This window comes from Deltaproteobacteria bacterium (assembly GCA_016178705.1).
Taxonomy (GTDB): domain Bacteria; phylum Desulfobacterota; class Binatia; order HRBIN30; family JACQVA1; genus JACOST01.
The window spans coordinates 97,979-115,613 of the sequence record JACOST010000015.1 but is presented as its reverse complement, the minus strand read 5'-3'; the positions used below and the strand labels follow the sequence as shown (position 1 = coordinate 115,613).

Sequence of the window (17,635 nt, the reverse complement as noted above, 5' to 3'; positions counted from 1 at the left end):
CAGCGTCACTCAGGGTTGCACGATCTTTTTCCGAATCGCGTAGCGCACCAACCCTGCCGTATCGTGGATGTCGAGCTTGCTCATGAGCCGGGTGCGGTGGGTTTCGATGGTCTTCACACTGACCTGGAGTTCTTGCGCGACCTCCTTGTTGCTCAGCCCCTCGGCGATCAGTTGCAGCACCTCGACTTCGCGCACGGTCAGATCATCAAAAGGTCCGTCCTGATCGTTGCCGGTTGAGCGCGCGTCTTTGCAATACCACGGCGTCAGGTTCGCAATCTCGGCGCTGAGGTACACCTCGCCGCGATGCACCGCACGGATCGCTTGCGCGAGTTCGGGCGCCACCGCCTGCTTGAGGACATAGCCGCGCACGCCGGCGCCGAGGGCTTGCGTCACGTACGCTTGGTCGTTGTAAACCGTCAGCACGATGATGGCAGTGTCGGGCAGCGCGCGGCGTATCTGATACGCGGCGGTCAAGCCGTTGAGCCGCGGCATCGAGACATCCAGCACCGCCACTTGTGGATGCAGCCGCTCCGCCGTCTGCACCGCCTCCTTCCCATCGGCAGCCTCCCCCACCACCAGCAGGTCGGGCTCGGCGCCTAACAGCGAGACGATGCCTTCTCGGACAATCGCATGATCGTCCGCCACCAAGACTGTAATCGGATCGGTTGTCACTCCGGTGGACACGCAACGTCCTCACGTAGTTGCAAGCTGAGCAAGTTGACGGAGGCAATCATACTCTCGCTCACATCACTAACAAAGGGGGGAGGTGATCCAAATCAATTCCTCGCTGGCTCGCGGTTTCGCCGCGGAGTGTGTAGCCTCCAGCCCACACAACCGCGCCGTCCCATCGCCACAGGTCTGGATGTGCCGAGTCCGCTCGTGGCAAAACGAGCCTGCCCGTGAGAAGGTAGCTGACCGTGATCCTCCGACTGCATCATGCTCAAATCTCCATCCCGCAGGGTTCCGAGGATCAGGCGCGTCAGTTCTACTGCGGAGTGCTCGGTCTGCGCGAAGTCGAGAAGCCGGAAGAGCTGCGCGGCCGCGGCGGCTTGTGGTTGCAAGTTGGCGACAGCCAGGTCCACGTCGGCACGGAAGATGGCGTAGATCGCACCGCCACCAAATCGCACGTCGCGTACGAGGTCAGCGCTCTCGCCAGCTGGCGCGCACGCCTCGAACAACACGGCACCACGACCCTCGATGGCATCCCGATCCCGGGCTACACGCGGTTCGAGTTCCGCGATCCGTTCGGCAACCGCGTCGAGTTCATTCAGCGTGCGCTGATTCCTTGAGTCGCGAGGAGGAGATGATGGCGGCACTAGAAGGCAAGGTTGCAGTCGTTACGGGCGCATCGGCTGGGATCGGCGCGGTAACTGCACGCGCATTGGCCGCTGAAGGAATGAAGGTCGTCCTCGGCGCGCGCCGCGCCGAGCGGCTGGCGGAGGTGTGCGCCGCGATTCGCACCGGCGGCGGCAGCGCCGAGTTCGTCGCCACTGACATGCGCGACGAAGCCCAGGTCGAACGGCTCGTCACCACTGCGGTCGAACGCTTCGGCCGACTCGACGCGCTCGTCAACAACGCCGCCATCGGCACCGTGCGCGCGATCGCCGAGGGCCGCACCGACGAGTGGCGCGCGATATTCGAAACCAACGTGCTTGGAACGCTCGTCGCCTGCCGCGCGGCGCTGCGCCACATGCTGCCATGCGGCCACGGCGACATTCTCAACATGACCTCGGCCTCCGCGCACGAAGCGTGGCCCTATCTCGCGGTCTACGCTGCGTCCAAAGCCGCGATCCACACGCTGTCCGACGGCCTCCGCGCCGAAGTCGCCGAGCGCGGCGTGCGGGTGATGACGATCGAGATCCACAATGTCGGCGGCACCGACTTCGCATCGAACTTCGACAGGGCGATCCTGCCCGCCGCCATCACGCGCTGGAAGGAACTCGGGTTGCTCAACCCGAAGACACCGACGCTGCAACCCGACGCGGTCGCACGCGCCGTTGTCTTCCAACTCTCACAACCCGACCCGGCCAGCGTACACCACCTCACGATCCGCTCGCGAGCGAATTAGGACCCAACACGAGCGTGAGCCGGCCAGCTGCTCTTCACAGCAGCGCAGCGTCGCCTTACTTGACTAACAAACGTTCATTGGGATACCTCAAGCCGCCATGACCACTGCGACGCGGCCGCGGGTGCCGATCAAACCCGGCTACTTCACGATCCCCGACGATCCTGGCCTGCCACCGAAGTTGCTCGGCACCAAGTGCCAGGACTGCGGTGAGCATTACTTTCCGCGCCGGGCGATTTGCGCGCGCCCCGAATGTCTCTCGGAGAAGACGAGCGATGTGGAGCTGGGGCCGCGCGGGACATTGTATAGCTACACCTTCGTCCACCTGCCGCTGTTTGGTTCGAGCAATCTCGAACACGCGGAAGGCTACGGCGTTGGCCAAGTCGATCTGCCCGAAGGGCCGCGCGTGCAGTTGCCACTCGCCGGCAAGCAAGGCGAGTTCCGCATCGGGCAAACGCTGGAGGCCGAACTCAACACGTTACGCGAAGACGGGGGCAGCGACATCGTGATCGTCCGCTTCCGGCCGGTGGAGGCAGGACGATGAGAGACGTCGCAGTCCTTGGCGTCGGGATGTACCGTTTTGGGATGTACTACGACGTCTCGAACGCCACGATGGCCCGCGAGGCCGGCATGGCTGCGCTGCGCGATGCGGGCCTCTCGTTCCGCGATGTCAACGCGGCCTACGTCGGCCACATCTTCGCGCAGGTGATGTCGGGTGTGCGCGTGATGAAGGAGTTCGGCCTCACCGGCATCCCGGTGCAGCGGATCGAAAACGCGTCGGCCACCGGCTCGGCCGCGTTTCGCGAAGCCTGCTTGCAAGTGGCCGCCGGTCACGCCGATGTCGTGATGGTGCTGGGCTTCGACAAGATGACGACGATGATTCAGCAGTCGACCCAAGGCACCGCGCCCGAAAACATGGAGGATGCCATTCTTCCAGCCGGATTCTTCGCGTTGTGGGCCACGCGCCGCATGCACGAGCGCGGCATGAAGGCGGAGCATCTCGCCAAGATCGCGGCGAAGAATTTCAACAACGGCGCACTCAACCCGATGGCGCAGCGGCAAGCCGATACGTTCATCACCCCCGAGAAGGTTCTCGGGGCGCGCATGGTGGCGTGGCCGCTCACGACCATGATGTCGTGCCCAATGGGCGACGGCGCCGCGTGCGCCATCGTCGGCCGCGCCGACCTCGCGAAGAAGCTGCGCCCGGATCGTCCGGTTGTGCGCGTGACTGCCTCGGATCTGCAAAGCGAGAAATACGCCCGCGGCCATCTGTTCATGGGCCCGGTGGTCGGCCCCGCGCAGATGACGATCGACACGTCGAAGAATGTCTACGAGGAAGCCGGCGTCGGTCCCTCCGATCTCGATCTCGTGCAGGTCCACGACGCCTTTGCCATCGAGGAGCTGGAATACTACGAACTGCTCGGTCTGTGTAAGGTCGGCGAAGCGGAGAAGTGCATCGAGCAAGGCGACTTCGAACGTGATGGCCGCGTCGCCGTTTCGACCGATGGCGGGCTGATCGCGCGCGGTCATCCCGGTGGCCCGACCGGTCTCGCGCAGATTTGGGAGACGACGCTGCAGTTGCGCGGCGAAGCGGGCAAGCGACAGGTGGAAAACGCCCGCATCGGCCTCTGCCACATGATGGGCGGCGGCAGCGTGTGCGTGATTCACATCTTGCAACGCGACTAAGGTTTGCGAAGGGTGACAGACGAAGCCACCGCGCTGTGCGCGTTGTTCGCGCGCATCCAGCGCGCACCATCAGAGTTCTATCGGGAGCGCGTCGCGGCGGCGGGTACCGAGGAACTCGCGCGCCTGCCGCTGACGACCCGCGCAGAACTCGTTCGCGATCAGCTCGCCCATCGTCCGCACGGCTCGCGACGGTTCGCCGACGCCGGTCATCCGGTACGCGCAGGCAGCACTGGCAGCGGCGATGATCTGCTCGTGCTGACGTGGTCGGCGGCTGATCTCGCGCGGGAACGTCAGGCCGGCGCGCGTATGCTCGGACGACTCGGTGCGACCGCCGGCATGCGGATCGCGAATACTTTGCCCGGCGCACTGGTCACACCCGGCTCGCTGCTGCTCGGCGACGTAGTCGAGGACCTCAGTGGGTTGGATGTGCCGCTCGGGGCGATCGAGAGCGATGCAGCCGCCAAGCAAGCCTGGGAGCTAGTCGATCGCGTCCAGCCGGACGTGCTGGTGCTCGACCCCGTTGCCGCACCGCGCTTGTTCGGCGCGACCCCCCCGGCCTCGCGTCCGTGGTGGCGCGGCATCGTGTGGCTGCGGCGCGGCGCGACACCGATGGCTCTGCCGCCGGTGTCCGATGCGACGGGTTTCACCGGTTGGCAGCGCACGTGGCTCGCCGTGCCGGAGGCAAGCAGCTTTGTTGCGCACTCGTGTAGAGACGGAGGTTTTCACGTCGACGACGCGATCGTCGCCGAGATCATCGACGGACACCTCGCCCTCACCCCGCTCGGCGGCGATACTCCGTTGCTCCGCTATGCCAGCGGCGTGCGCGCGCAGTTATGCCCTTCACCTTGTACGTGCGGCGAACCGGGCACCGTACTGGCACTAGACTGATCAACGCCGAGAGCGAAGACACGCCGACCTATGGACCTCAACCCAACATCTGAAGAAGAACACTTCCGCGCCACCGTTCGCGACTGGCTCGCAGCGAACCTGCCCGCCGGCTGGGGCACATCCGCGTATTGCCAACCCGAAACGCCCGCGGAGCAGGTAGCGTTCGCGCGCACATGGCAGGGTAAACTCCGCGACGGGGGCTGGGCCGGCATCACCTGGCCGACGGAGTACGGCGGCCGTGGCGCCAGCGTCATCGAGCAGCTCATATATAATGAAGAGTACGCCCGCCTGCGCGCCCCCGACATCCTGGCACTCAAGATTGGCCTCAGCCTCGTTGGGCCGACCCTCATCCACTGCGGCGCACCGTGGCAGAAGGAACGATTTCTTCCGCGCATCCTTGCTGGCGACGAGATCTGGTGCCAGGGATTCTCCGAACCCAACGCCGGCTCTGACCTCGCTTCGGTGAGAACGAAGGCCGAACTGCACGGCGACGAGTTCCACGTCAGCGGCCAGAAAATCTGGACCAGCGTCGCCCAGCACGCAGACTGGTGCATGCTGGTGGTGCGCACCAGCACCGAGGGCGCGAAGCACAAGGGGCTCAGCTTCCTGTTGGTCGACATGAAGAGTCCCGGCATCATCATTCGGCCGCTGCGCGAGATGACCGGTGAGGCTTGGTTCAACGAAGTGTTCTTCGACGACGTGCGCGTGCCCAAAGCCAACGTCGTCGGTGAAATCAACGGCGGGTGGAACGTGGTGATGACCACGCTCGGTCATGAGCGTGCCGGGACGACACCGCATGTCCGCCTGCAAGCCGAGCAGCGCTTACTCGCGCGCCTCGCGCAGAAGACCCGACGCAACGGTACCCGCGCGGCCGACGACCCACTCGTCCGGCAGAAGGTTGCGCAGTTTGCGATCGAGGCCGCCATCCTGCGCTACACCGCCTACCGCAACGTCACCCAGATCCGCCGCACCGGCGTGCCGGGAGCGGAGGGCTCGCTGTTGAAAATCTTCTGGAGCGAGTTGGAGCAGCGCTTGAAAGATACGGCGATCGAGATCCTCGGGCCCATCGGTCTACTGCCCCGCGGTGAAGCGCGCGCGGTCGACGACGGTTTCTGGTTCTACGAGCTGCTGTGGTCGCGTTCCGGCACCATCTATGCCGGCACCTCGGAAGTGCAACGCAACATCATCGCGCAGCGCGTGCTCGGCCTGCCGCGCTAAACTCACGACTCGGCGTGTTCGTCGAGCAGATGCACCCAGCGAAGCTGCCCGCGTACCGAGTTGTACAATCGCCGATCCGCGGTCCAGTAATCGATGCGCAAGAGGTCGGCCAAGGCTAAGTAGAAGCAGTCGTACGCCTGTGGTTGGTAGAAGTGCGCCGCGAGTTGCCAGGTCCGATCAACCAGACCGTCCGGGGTTGGAAATGCGATCGGTAGCGCGAGCAGTTGATCCAATGCGATTCGGGCCGCGCTCGCTCGGACCGTCTGCCGCGCAACCAATCGCCGCAACACCGAGACGCACTCGAAGAGAAGCAACGCGGGGGCGACTGGCTCCGCCCCTTGCGCCGCCAACGATTGCCACAACGCCTGCGCGTGCGGGCTATCGTCTTCGACGACGACCAGCTTGAGTACCACGCTGGCGTCGATACACACCGGGCGACTCGGCAACGGACCCCTCCCTCACTTCACGCAAGGCCTCCAACGTCGAGCCCGCGGCAATCGCGGGGTGACGCCGCAACAACCGCTGCGTCTCGGCGAGCCAACGGAGCATTGGGCTACCGACCTCGCGGCTCGCCGCGCCCACCTCGTCAAGCCGCGCGAGATCGGCCATCGGCACGATCGCCGCCTTGGCCCGGCCCCGCGATTCGATGACGATACGGTGCCCTCCGTGCGCTGCATCATTGACGAGACTCGACAAGTTGTCGCGCGCTTCCGCCAATCCGATCCGTTTCATCGTGGCACCTCAATGTGCCCGAATCGTACATAAACGCCATCTAGGTTGCAAGAGGATTCTTGCAACCTGATTGGTTCAATCGCTGCGCTCGTAGCGCCATCCGCCGTCGATCATCACCAAGCGGTGGCGCGGCCCGGGCGCGGTGGCGTCGCCGTCTTGGTACCCTGCGTCGCCTTCGTAGAGCGTGCACGGCCCTTCGGTGAGCGTCGCCACGCGTGGAGCAAACGTCGGCATCGGACCGCGCGCAAACGCCGCCAACGCAGCGTGCACGCTGTGGTGTTGAGTGAGCGCGAGAATCGTCACGAACGTCGGCGGCGGCAAGTCGATCTCACCGGCTTTCTGCGCCGCCAGCGCATCAGCGATACGGAACCAGCGGTGATCGTGGATCTCGGCGCCATCGACTTGCACATCGTGCCCGCCTGCTTCGGCGGCAAAGAACCAGGTGTCGAACCGTTTCGGGAGCACATCGGGCGTGATCCAGCGCGACACCAACACCAATGCGTCGACCGCGATGTCGACCCCGGCTTCCTCGCGAGCCTCGCGCACTGCACCGTGTCGCGCGGCGGCGATGACGTCGTCACTGCCAGCGGCCGTGTAGTCTTCGCGATCGATGCGACCGCCGGGGAACACCCACGCCCCACCGTGAAACGCCAACTGCGCATTGCGGCGCACCAGCAGCACTTCGCATCCGCCGTCGCTATCGCGGAGCAAAACAACGGTGGCGGCGGGGTGAGCAATCGCAGGCGTGCGGTCCGGCATGGAGATGTGTTACTCCGAGCCCTGACACAAAGGCAAATCACTCCCGGAGGATACATGGCCTACAAGACTCTCCTCTACGAAACCGATGGCGCGATCGCGACGATCACGCTCAATCGGCCCGAGCGCTTGAACACGATCGTGCCGCCGATGCCTGACGAGATCGAGCAGGCGGTCATCGCCGCGAATCGTGATCGCCACGTGCGCGTGATCATCCTGCGCGGTGCCGGGCGCGCGTTCTGCGCCGGCTTCGATTTCTCCGACGACTTCAGCCACTTCAAAGACCTGCTCGAAACCGACGGTCGCTGGGATCCGGGCAAGGACATGATCGGCGCGACCAGCACGTTCGCCGGACCGGTTCCGAAGTTCATGAGCCTGTGGCGCAGTCCCAAGCCGGTGATCGCGCAGATCCACGGCTGGTGCGTCGGCGGCGGCTCCGACATGGCGCTGTGCGCCGATGTCGTAATCGCCTCGGAGGATGCTCAGATCGGCACGCCCTATTCGCGCGTCTGGGGTTGCTACCTCACCGGCATGTGGCTGTATCGTCTTGGACTCACCAAGGCGAAGTGGCTCGCACTCTCGGGCGAAGCGCTGAGCGGGAAGGAAGCCGCGGAAATCGATCTCATCAACAAGGCGGTGCCGTTCGCGCAGCTCGAGGACGAGGTGCGCCACACTGCCGAACGGCTCGCGCAGATTCCGCTGTCGCAGCTCGCGGCAATGAAGCTGATCGTCAATCAGGCGTACGAAAACATGGGCCTGCACGCCACCCAGACCCTCGGGCCGATTCTCGACGGCTTCATGCGCAACACACCCGAGGCGCTTCGCTTCGTCGAGGTCGCCGGCAAACAAGGCGTCGGCGCGGCCATTGCCAAGCGCGACGGCCCCTTCGGCGACTACAGCCAGGCGCCGAAGACGCGACAACCGAAACGCGAGAACGTAGTCCGGCCGCGCGCTACAAAATCGAAGAAGCGGTGACGGAGTTGCGAGGTACGTCAGGAGTCGCTGGGCTCACCCCACGATCTATCCAAGCTCGATCACGTAGCCGTCGGGATCGCGGACGTAAGCATAGGGGACACCCGGCGCGTGCTCGCCGCGACTGAGCAGTTGCCCACCTGCACTTTCCACATCACGAATCGCGCTGTCGAGTTGTGCCGCATCGGTCATGCGAAATCCAAAATGGGCAATGCCGCCACCGTCGCCGGCCTTCCCGGCCTCGGCGGCATTTTCGTTCAACGTGATCAAGTCACGGCTCCCCGGCGTATTGAGGAATACCATCGAGGCTCCGGAGCGAAACATCTCCTGCATCCCGAAGACGCCGCGGTAGAAGTCCAGTGCGCGATCGAGATCACGCACGACCAAGTGGATGTGGTACAGGCCCTCGGTCTTCACCATAACGCACCTCCAATGTTTGCTCAGCGGACCAAATCATCGGACGGTTCGCCGAGAAACACAACGGGAACGGAGCACGCTACGCTACGGATGGAAGAAGCAGTACGTCGACGGCACCAGCCACATGGTTTCGAACTCCTCACGCAATGGGGTGACGCGCGCCGTCCATTCGCGGGTCGCCGGATCGTTGCGGCGCGTCGCGTACCACTGAGACAGCGCGCGGAAATCGGGCGCGGCCCACAACACGATCGCTTCGTCGCTGCGCATGGGCGCGGCGTACGCCCCCATCAACGTGAACCCATGCGCGCGCAGCAAGGGCAGGAGCAGCTCGCCGACCGCGGCAAGGTATTCCTCGCAGCGCCCCGGCGACAAACGCACGATCGAGTGCACGCACACCCACGATTTCAATCCGGTCGCGCGCAGGTGATCCCGCGTCGGCGAGAACGCGGCCGGTTCGAGGATGCGATCGAAGCCGCCGCTCCGCCACTGCGTCGCCTTGCTCCACCACGGCGCCAAGTGCGGGTCCTTCTTCTCTGGAAGGAACTGACGTTCCAGCGTCGCCGCCCAGTGATCCCAGCCATCCATCTCCCACAGGTTGACGACGCGCGGCCAGCGGTTCGTACTGCCGATCACTTTCCATGTTCCCACTAGGCGCGAGATGCCTTCACGCTCCGAGTGCTGCGCGCGCTCGCCCACCGTGTCGAGGTACGCCTGCTGCCCGTCGCCGATGATGTCGATGACTTCGTGTAGGTAGAGCATCACAGGGTCCAGAGTCCAAAGTCCATGGTCTAAAGTCAAGGACCCATCCGAGTTTTGCATTTTGCGTTTTGACTTTTGACTTTTGCGTTTCGTCTGGCGTCCGCTCACCTGAATCTGATAAACGCGACGCATGAACGTCGTGCTCAACGGCAAGTCCACCGGCCCGTGTGCCGGTCTGACTGTGCTCGACTTCTCCACCGTCTTCTCCGGACCGATGTGCACAATGATCCTCGGTGATCTCGGCGCCGAGGTGATCAAGATCGAAGCCCCACGCGGCGACAGCACGCGCATGATGGGGCCACCATTCAAGGGCGGTCTGAGCGCGATGTTCACGCACTTCAACCGCAACAAGCGCAGCGTCGTGATCGACCTGAAGCACACTGACGGACAAGCCATCGCGCAACGACTCGCCGGCGGCGTCGACGTCATCGTGCAGAATTTCCGTCCCAAGGTCGCCGCGCGCTTGGGCATCGACTACGCCACGCTGAGCGCGCGCAATCCCAAGCTGGTCTACCTCGCCATCAGCGGCTTCGGGCCGGATGGCCCGTATGCCGATCATCCGGCCTACGACACGGTGATCCAGGGACTGACTGGCTTCATGCCGGTGCAAGGAGCGGCTCGCGGTCCCGAACTGGTCAAAAGCATGATCGCCGATAAGTCGACCGCGCTCACCGCCACCTACGGCGTGCTCGCGGCCTTGCTCGCGCGCGAGCGCACGGGCGGACGCGGTCAGCTCGTTGATCTGGCCATGCTCGACGCGTTCGCCGCGTTCGTGCTGCCCGAAGCACTCACCCGCGAGACCTTCCTGCCGGCCGACGAGTGGAAACACTTGCCAAATCTGACCGACATTCATCGCGCCTGGGCGACGGCCGACGGCCATGTGGTGATGATGATCATCGAGGACTCGCAATTCCACGCGATCTGCCGCGTCCTCGAACGCGAAGATCTGATCGGCGACGAGCGCTACGCCAACTTGATGCTGCGCATCGTCAACGGCGTCGAACTGATCCCGCAGATCGAAACCGCACTGCGTCAGCTGCCGACCGCAACGGTGGTCGAACGGGCGCGCCGCTTCGGTGCGCCGCTGGCGCCGGCGAACGGCATACCCGAGTTCCTCGCCGATCCACAGGTGGCCGCCAATCGCACCGTCTTCGAAGCCGAGCACGCTGAGGCCGGAACGATCCGCTACCTTCGCAATCCGGTGCGCCTGCACGATACGCCCCCGACCCTGCGCCGTCACCCGCCACGTCTTGGCGAACACACCGACGAAGTGCTGCGTGAGGCGGGTTACGACACCGCTCGCCTTGCGACTCTGCGCGCGAGCGGCATCATTGCCTAGTGCAATGCAGCGAACTCCCCGGCTCAACGGCCGCACCTTCGGCTTCACGCCGCGCGAGGCGGGGTTCCTCGCGCGGTTACAGCCGGAGTGGCGCATCCAAGAATACCTCGACGAGATCGACTACGATGCGAAGGGGATCGGCTGCCGCTCACCGCGCCGCGTGCTGCGGGAGCGGACGGCGCAGTGCATGGACGGCGCGATGTTCGCGGCGGCGGTGCTGCGATTGCACGGGCATCGGCCGCTGATCATGGATCTCGAAGCGGAGCAGGACGACGACCACGTCGTTGCGATCTTCCGACGCAACGCTCGTTGGGGAGCCATCGCATTCTCCAACTACTCCGGCCTCCGCTTCCGTGAACCGGTCTTCCGCAGTTTGCGCGAGCTCGCGCTCTCGTACTTCGAATCGTATTTCAATCTCCGGCGCGAGAAGACGCTGCGCCGCTACTCGGTCGCGGTGGACCTGTCGCGCTTCGATGATCTGGAGTGGATGACCACCGAAGAAGATCTGTGGACCGTACCGAGCTACTTGCACGACATTCGGCACTTCGAGCTGCTCAGCCCCGCGATGCGCCGTGATCTCGGTCGCATCGACCTTCGCCTGTTTGAAGCCGGCAAACTTGGCTGGTATCCGAAGCCACGCAATTGCTAGTCAGCCCTGCCCACCTCTGCCATGGACTCGATCACCGCCCCACTCCCAAACGCCTCGCCATCGCCGACGATGGGTGCCGCCTTGCGCGCGCGCGCCGCCGACAGCGCGGACCGCGTATTTCTGCGCTGCGAGGACGCGCGCTGGACATTTGTCGAAACCTTTCGCGAAGCCTGCCGCTACGCCAACCTGTTCCTGCGCCATCGCGATGCGACGCGGCCATTTCGCGTCGGCGTGCTGATGGACAATTTGCCGGAATTCGTCTTCACCCAGAGCGGCTGCGCGCTGGCGGGTGCGTCGCTTGTCGGGCTCAATCCAACCCGTACCGGCGAATTCCTCGCGCGCGACATCGCCTACGCCGACTGCCAGCTCATCGTCGTCGAACCACGCTATGCCGAGCAACTCGAGGCGGCCCTGCGGAACGATTCACAATTGCACGTTACGGTGTTAGTCGCCGGCGCCGCATCGGGACCGTGGCGCGGTCTCGACGAAGCCCTCGCCACAGTTTCGACTGATGATCCAGATGTCCCGGTCGAACCGACGGACCTCTTGATGATCATCTTCACCTCCGGCACCACCAAGGCGCCGAAGGGCGTGCTCAACAGTCACGGAAGGTTGATGATGCTGGGCTGGGGCGCGTCGTTGCACATGTGTCACTTCACGCCGGACGATACGGTCTACTGTGCCATGCCGCTGTATCACGCCAACGCGCAGATCCTGGCGCTGATTCCTGCACTCTCGGCTGGCGGTGGCATTGCTCTCACTCGCCGCTTCAGCAAGACCAACTTCCTCGCCGATGTCCGCCGCTATCGCGCTACGCTCTTCAACTACGTCGGCACACCGTTCGCCTACATCATGGATACGCCGGCGCGACCCGACGATGCGGAGAATCCGCTGCGGCTGGCGTACGGCAACGAAGCACCCCGGCAATACATTGAAGCGTTCGCGCAGCGCTTCGGCTGTGAGGTGATCGACGGCTACGGCGCCAGCGAAGTCGGCGTCGGCTTCTCACGCCAAGCGGGCGATCCCGTGCGCAGCCTCGGACGGGCCGAAGGCGTGAAGATTCTCGACGAGCAAGGCAACGAGTGCCCGACGGCGCGCTTCGATGAAACCGCGCACCTGCTCAACGCCGAACAAGCGGTTGGAGAGATCGTCAACACCGGCGGCGTGTTCCTGTTCGAAGGGTACTACAAGGATGAGGCGTCGACCCGCGAACGCACGCGCGACGGCTGGTTCCACACCGGCGACTTGGGCTACCGCGACGCCGACGGCTTCATCTACTTCGCCGGGCGCGACGCCGAGTGGTTGCGCGTCGGTGGCGAGAATTTTCTCGGCCGTCCGATCGAAGAAAGCCTCACGCAGTTCCCCGACGTGATGTTGGCCAGTGTGTACGGCGTGCCCGACCCCGAAGCCGGGGATCAGGTGATGGCGACCCTCCTGCTGCAGACCGGCACCAGCTTCGATGCCGCGGCGTTCACGCAATTCATCGACGGCGCGGCGAACCTGCCGCCACGCTGGCGGCCGATGTTCGTGCGTGTCGCGACGGAAGTGGCCGTCACTCACACCAACAAGGTGCTGAAGCGCGTGCTCAAACGCGACAAGTTTCTTGTCGACCGACTCGCCGACCCGGTGTATTGGCGGCCGCGAGGCGCGAGCGAGTTTCGCCCGTTTACGCGGGACGACCTCGCAGCGCTCCGCGAACGCTTCGCGCAGGCGGGGCACGCGGATCGGTTGGAGGAATAGGCGAAGGGAGCGCAGGCTGAAGCCTGCGGCTACGGCGACGGGTTTGTAGCCGCACCCTTCAGGGTGCGTCCGAGGTGAAGACGATGAGCAAGCAACGCCAGACGCCACACGGACTCTCGTTTGCCCCGACGAAAATCGGTGTGCTCATCGATCTCGACATGGGGACGAAGGACGACTTTCTCGCCACGCTGCGTTTCGCCTTCGACGAAGCGTACGAGCAGGGCGTGATCACCCGGCCGGTCGAGTTGCTGGTGAAGGAAGCGATCGGCCTGCCGCGGCTCGAAGCGAAGAACACCATCGACGGTTACCTCGATCTCGTGCACCAAGGCGTGCTGTGTACCATCGGCCCGCTGATCACGGACAACTCGCTCGCGCTCGCGCCGGTGATCAATGCGACCGGCGTCCCCGCGATCACGTGGACCGGGACCGATCGCTACTTCGGCGAGTACTGCTTCAACCTCGGCAACGGCGGCCTTGCCGAGGAAGCCGCGATCATGGCGACGTGGATCCGCAATTCCGGCTACAAGACCGTCGGGATGATCCACGAGATCAGTCCCGGCGGCGTCGAGTACGCGTCGAACTTCCGCTACTACGCGGCGCAGCAGCGGCTCGACGTGCTGATTGAAGCGTACACGACGCAGGTCCCGGACGATCTCGAAAACACGTTGCGGAAGATTCGCGACCAGCGGCCCGACTGTCTCGCCTATCTCGGCTACGGCTATCCGACCATCTTGATGGCGCCGATGTTCACCAGCTTGAACTGGAATCCGCCGCGCATCATGACCACCGCCTTTCAGTTCTGTTACGCCAAGCCCGAATGGATGGCCGCGCTCGAAGGCTGGCACGGCATTGATCAGATGTGTGAAGACAATCCGCGCTTGCTGCCGCTGTTCGATCGCCTCGCCGCCAAGCTCGGCAAGCGTCGCGATCACACCGTAACCGCGCTCAGCTACGACACGGCCCGCCTGATCGCCGAGGGCCTGGCGCGGGCGAATCTGCTGACCGCCAAAGGCTTGAAGGAAGGTTTGGAGAAGGTCCGCATGCTGCCCGCGGCCAACGGCGGCCCGCGCACGCACATGAGTCTGGGGCCGTACGATCACAAAGCGTACAAAGGCGACTGGTTGGTGATTCGCAAGATCGCCGGCGGCAAGACGGTGTTCGTCGCCCTGCACGAACCGGTGGACGACGCGCCGCAACCCTAACGGATCAATCGAGCCCGACTATTGCCGCGGCATCACCCGGTCGGGAAAGTTGGCGCGCAACAGCGCCGCGCCGGGATACTGTTCGTCAAAGATGTGAATGTAGTCGAGGTGCAGCGCACGGACGCGGGCGACGAACTCCTCCGGCGACGCAACCTCGTGCCCGTGATTGTAGACGTAGTTCCGGTAGTGGAGCGGGACCAACTCGTTGGTGAGGTGCGGATCGTAGAGCAAAGCGATCATGTTGCCCTGACCCGACGTGTAGCCGATCCGCAAGTGCCCAGGCTGGGCATACCCAACCTGCCGTAACCCATGCGGACGATACGGCCACAGGTACGACGCGGCGACGCGCAGCTTGGTCCACTCGGTTCCCGGCGCCAACAGGTTCACGTATGCGTAGCTCGCACTCAGTGCGAGCATCCCCACGCACAGCACCTCGATCACCCCGCGCGCTGCGCGCCTACTGGCGACGCACGCCAGCACCGCCGGGCTAAGTCCAGCGAGCAGTGGAGCGCAGAGGATGTAGCGTGGCACGTGCGCCTGGCTGGGCAAGGTCACGACCAGCAACGTCGCAAGGAGCACGGTGAAGATCCACACTTCACGCTCGCGTGCCGGCAGCCATGGCAACAGCACGAGGGACACCAAGGTGCAGGCCAGTGACACCACGGCGCTCGCACCGAAGGCATCGTGCGTCATGTCCGGTTTGTAGTCGTGGGTGAGCCACGACTGCGGCATCCACGGATGCGGCCACCCCGTCTTCGGCGACGCTCGCACATGCAACGGATCGACCTCGTCGGCCTCGTACGGCGCTGGGCTCACCGACAGGAGCGGCTGAGCCCATCCGGGCACCGCCAACGAGAAGATCGGATTGCCGCGGTACATCCAATTGCGCACATACCAGCCCGCCGTGAACGCCAGCGCGATGGCCAGCAGCGCAACGGCGTCGGCCCGTGGCCGTCGCGGGGCCGCCGCCCGCATCACGCAGAACGCGCTCGCGGGAGCGAGAACCAGCACGCACTGCAATCCCGAGTACTTTACACTCGCCGTCAGGATCGCTGCGGTCAGACCCACGTAGGCGTAGCGTGCATCGCGCCGCAACAACGACACGGCCTGCAGATAGACCGAGAGACACACCAGCAGCGCCAGATGAATGTCAATGTAGAACGCCAGCGATTGACCGATGAGCAACGGGATCGTGCACACACACGCTACGGTCGCGAGACGGGGCAGCGGGTCACTCGACCACAGTCCCGCGAAACGATACATCAACGCCGCAATCGCAATCGCGCACAGCGCTCCCGAGAGGTTCGTGACGTAGAGCGAGCCGGTTGCCCACACCAGCACCGCCACCAGCGTCTCGGCGCCCGCCGGGAACCAGTGCGAATCCACCGGCGAGTCGACCGCGTACGGGTTCCAACTGTGCGCGATCCGGACCGCCGCCGGAATGTGGTAGGTCGTATCGTCGAGCCAACGCGCGATGTACACGACACTGTAGAGGACACAACTGAGTAGAATCACCACGATCACCGCGAGCTGGAGCGCCGCGATCACCGGCCGAATCCATGAGCGCATTGACCCACGCACTTTAGTCCTGAACGTTCCTTGACCCCATAGCTAACACTCGTTAGTTGAATCGACAATGCGAGCGCACGTGTCCCCCCGTCTGCTGCTTCCCTCTTCACTCGACTTCCTCGATCTGCAAGCGCAGCGACGACGGAACGCCGGGGGTCTGGTCTTCCGCGGGCGCAACATTCCGTATGGGGAGCTGGCAGCCGCGGCGCACGAACTAGCCGCATGGCTGGCGCAGCACGGCCTCGGGGCCGGCGATCACCTCGGAGTGATGGCCGCAAACGAACCGGCGCTAGCGGCCACGATGTTCGCGGTGTGGGGCCTCGGCGGGGTCGCCGTCCCGATTTCGGTGCGCTCAACCGTGGCGGAGACCACGCACCTGCTTACGCACGCGCGCGCGAAGGCGCTGCTGTGCGACAGCGCGCGCGCCGAGGTCGCGCGCGAGGCGGCGGTTGCCACAGGCCGCGCGGCGTTCGTCTGCGAACCCACGCTGCCGCTGCAACCGCAAGTGGTGCGCCGCCCGCGCTCTCAGCCGCGCGCGCGCGCACCCCGCGCGCCGCGACCAGACGATCTTGCGGTGCTCGCCTACACTTCGGGCACCACCGGCGCGCCAAAGGGCGTGATGATCACCCACGCCAACTTGCTGTGGTCGACGCTGGCCTGTGCCACCGCGCGCGGTGATCGCGCCGATGGCGTCGGCGCCTGCATCAGCCCACTCACGCATACGCCCGTGTTCGTCTCGCATCTGCTCTGTCGCGTCTTGCACGGCGCCACGGCGGTGTTGATGGACAAGTTCGATCTAGGCGTGCTCTTAGAAGCGACCGAGCGCTTCGGCATTACGGATCTGCCGTTGATCGCCGGCATGGTGTTCGACGTGGTGTCGCTCAAACACATCCCCGCCGCAGTGCGCAAGACAGTCGCAAAGGTCACCGTCGGCGGAGCCGCCACACCGATGGATGCCAAGCGTGCCCTCGCCGGCATCTTCGATGGTGCGGAGATCATCGAAGCCTACGGGCAGAGCGAGTCGACCAACGGCGTCGCGATGGCGCGCGGCAGCAGCGTGTTCGATCATGAAGGGACCGTCGGCCGCGCCAATCCCTACGTGATGGTCGCCGTACGGCGTGCCGATGGATCACTCGCCGCCGCCGGCGAAGAAGGCGAGTTGGTTGTCGGCGGCCCGACGGTGATGCAGGGCTACTTTCGCGACTCGGCTGCCACCACCGCGGCTATCCGCGATGGCTGGCTGCATACCGGCGACCTCGGCCGCCAGAACGACGCCGGCTACTTCTTCATCACCGGCCGGGTGAAGCAGCTCATCATAACCGGGGGCGAGAACGTGTCGCCGGTGGAAGTGGAAGACGTGCTGCGCACTCACCCGGATGTTGCCGATGTTGCGGTGATCGGCACCCCGCATCCGAAATGGGGCGAGCAAGTCACCGCCATCGTAGTGGCGCGTGACGGCGCGCAACTCGACGCGGCGGCGCTGACGGAGTTTGCGGGACAACGCCTGTCTGGTTTCAAGAAGCCGCGCCGCATCGAGTTCATCGCAGCCTTGCCGCGCAACGCCGCCAACAAGGTGCAGACCAATTTGCTCAAGGAGCAGTTCAGTTGACGGAGGGAACGAAACCGCCGATGAACGCCGATGA

General features: G+C 64.7%; 19 protein-coding genes. 12 read left to right on the top strand and 7 right to left on the bottom strand.

Going from position 1 to position 17,635, the window contains the following annotated elements:
- Positions 1 to 9: 9 nt before the first annotated feature.
- Positions 10 to 672: a response regulator transcription factor gene (locus HYR72_12310; GenBank protein MBI1815757.1), complete on the bottom strand. Its 663-nt coding sequence runs from the start codon at positions 670 to 672 to the stop codon at positions 10 to 12.
- A 245-nt stretch (positions 673 to 917) separates the two neighbouring features.
- Between HYR72_12310 and HYR72_12305 the strand changes: the two genes are divergently transcribed.
- The 6 genes from HYR72_12305 to HYR72_12280 all read left to right on the top strand — a co-directional run bounded on the left by HYR72_12305 (position 918) and on the right by HYR72_12280 (position 5,857).
- A complete protein-coding gene (locus HYR72_12305; GenBank protein ID MBI1815756.1) occupies positions 918 to 1,289 on the top strand; it encodes a VOC family protein in 372 nt (123 codons plus the stop codon).
- A gap of 14 nt (positions 1,290 to 1,303) precedes the next feature.
- Positions 1,304 to 2,068, top strand: a complete 765-nt coding sequence (locus HYR72_12300) for an SDR family oxidoreductase (protein ID MBI1815755.1) — start codon at positions 1,304 to 1,306, stop codon at positions 2,066 to 2,068.
- 97 nt (positions 2,069 to 2,165) lie between these two features.
- Positions 2,166 to 2,609, top strand: a complete 444-nt coding sequence (locus tag HYR72_12295; protein ID MBI1815754.1) for an OB-fold domain-containing protein — start codon at positions 2,166 to 2,168, stop codon at positions 2,607 to 2,609.
- Positions 2,606 to 3,751 (top strand): thiolase family protein, encoded by a 1,146-nt coding sequence (locus tag HYR72_12290; GenBank protein MBI1815753.1) that lies wholly within the window; start codon positions 2,606 to 2,608, stop codon positions 3,749 to 3,751. The genes HYR72_12295 and HYR72_12290 overlap by 4 nt, the downstream gene beginning before the upstream one ends.
- A 12-nt stretch (positions 3,752 to 3,763) precedes the next feature.
- A complete protein-coding gene (locus HYR72_12285) occupies positions 3,764 to 4,639 on the top strand; it encodes a hypothetical protein (GenBank protein MBI1815752.1) in 876 nt (291 codons plus the stop codon).
- A 30-nt stretch (positions 4,640 to 4,669) separates the two neighbouring features.
- Entirely contained in the window at positions 4,670 to 5,857 is a 1,188-nt protein-coding gene (locus HYR72_12280; GenBank protein ID MBI1815751.1) for an acyl-CoA dehydrogenase family protein, read from the top strand.
- A 2-nt stretch (positions 5,858 to 5,859) separates the two neighbouring features.
- Here HYR72_12280 and HYR72_12275 read toward each other — a convergent pair whose 3' ends face one another.
- The 3 genes from HYR72_12275 to HYR72_12265 form a co-directional block, all read right to left on the bottom strand.
- Positions 5,860 to 6,270 (bottom strand): type II toxin-antitoxin system VapC family toxin, encoded by a 411-nt coding sequence (locus HYR72_12275; GenBank protein MBI1815750.1) that lies wholly within the window; start codon positions 6,268 to 6,270, stop codon positions 5,860 to 5,862.
- A complete protein-coding gene (locus tag HYR72_12270; GenBank protein MBI1815749.1) occupies positions 6,236 to 6,589 on the bottom strand; it encodes a type II toxin-antitoxin system Phd/YefM family antitoxin in 354 nt (117 codons plus the stop codon). The genes HYR72_12275 and HYR72_12270 overlap by 35 nt, the downstream gene beginning before the upstream one ends.
- 75 nt (positions 6,590 to 6,664) lie before the next feature.
- Positions 6,665 to 7,348: an NUDIX hydrolase gene (locus tag HYR72_12265; protein ID MBI1815748.1), complete on the bottom strand. Its 684-nt coding sequence runs from the start codon at positions 7,346 to 7,348 to the stop codon at positions 6,665 to 6,667.
- A 54-nt stretch (positions 7,349 to 7,402) separates the two neighbouring features.
- On the opposite strand from HYR72_12265, the gene HYR72_12260 reads away from it, so the two are divergent.
- Positions 7,403 to 8,320 carry a crotonase/enoyl-CoA hydratase family protein gene (locus HYR72_12260; GenBank protein ID MBI1815747.1) on the top strand — a complete coding sequence of 306 codons (918 nt, stop codon included), beginning with the start codon at positions 7,403 to 7,405 and terminating at the stop codon, positions 8,318 to 8,320.
- Between the two features lie 45 nt (positions 8,321 to 8,365).
- Here HYR72_12260 and HYR72_12255 read toward each other — a convergent pair whose 3' ends face one another.
- Positions 8,366 to 8,737 carry a VOC family protein gene (locus HYR72_12255; GenBank protein MBI1815746.1) on the bottom strand — a complete coding sequence of 124 codons (372 nt, stop codon included), beginning with the start codon at positions 8,735 to 8,737 and terminating at the stop codon, positions 8,366 to 8,368.
- 81 nt (positions 8,738 to 8,818) lie between these two features.
- Entirely contained in the window at positions 8,819 to 9,493 is a 675-nt protein-coding gene (locus tag HYR72_12250; protein MBI1815745.1) for a hypothetical protein, read from the bottom strand.
- A gap of 130 nt (positions 9,494 to 9,623) precedes the next feature.
- Between HYR72_12250 and HYR72_12245 the strand changes: the two genes are divergently transcribed.
- The 4 genes from HYR72_12245 (at position 9,624) to HYR72_12230 (ending at position 14,423) form a co-directional block, all read left to right on the top strand.
- Positions 9,624 to 10,832 (top strand): CoA transferase, encoded by a 1,209-nt coding sequence (locus HYR72_12245; GenBank protein MBI1815744.1) that lies wholly within the window; start codon positions 9,624 to 9,626, stop codon positions 10,830 to 10,832.
- Between the two features lie 4 nt (positions 10,833 to 10,836).
- On the top strand, positions 10,837 to 11,481 hold the full coding sequence (locus HYR72_12240; GenBank protein MBI1815743.1) for a hypothetical protein: 645 nt from the start codon (positions 10,837 to 10,839) through the stop codon (positions 11,479 to 11,481).
- 21 nt (positions 11,482 to 11,502) lie between these two features.
- Positions 11,503 to 13,221 (top strand): AMP-binding protein, encoded by a 1,719-nt coding sequence (locus tag HYR72_12235; protein ID MBI1815742.1) that lies wholly within the window; start codon positions 11,503 to 11,505, stop codon positions 13,219 to 13,221.
- Positions 13,222 to 13,304: 83 nt separating this feature from the next.
- A complete protein-coding gene (locus HYR72_12230; protein ID MBI1815741.1) occupies positions 13,305 to 14,423 on the top strand; it encodes an ABC transporter substrate-binding protein in 1,119 nt (372 codons plus the stop codon).
- 18 nt (positions 14,424 to 14,441) lie between these two features.
- Here HYR72_12230 and HYR72_12225 read toward each other — a convergent pair whose 3' ends face one another.
- Positions 14,442 to 15,992 carry a hypothetical protein gene (locus HYR72_12225; protein MBI1815740.1) on the bottom strand — a complete coding sequence of 517 codons (1,551 nt, stop codon included), beginning with the start codon at positions 15,990 to 15,992 and terminating at the stop codon, positions 14,442 to 14,444.
- A gap of 79 nt (positions 15,993 to 16,071) precedes the next feature.
- On the opposite strand from HYR72_12225, the gene HYR72_12220 reads away from it, so the two are divergent.
- The gene (locus tag HYR72_12220; GenBank protein MBI1815739.1) at positions 16,072 to 17,601 is read left to right on the top strand and encodes an AMP-binding protein; all 1,530 of its coding nucleotides are present in this window, start codon (positions 16,072 to 16,074) and stop codon (positions 17,599 to 17,601) included.
- Positions 17,602 to 17,635 lie beyond the last annotated feature (34 nt).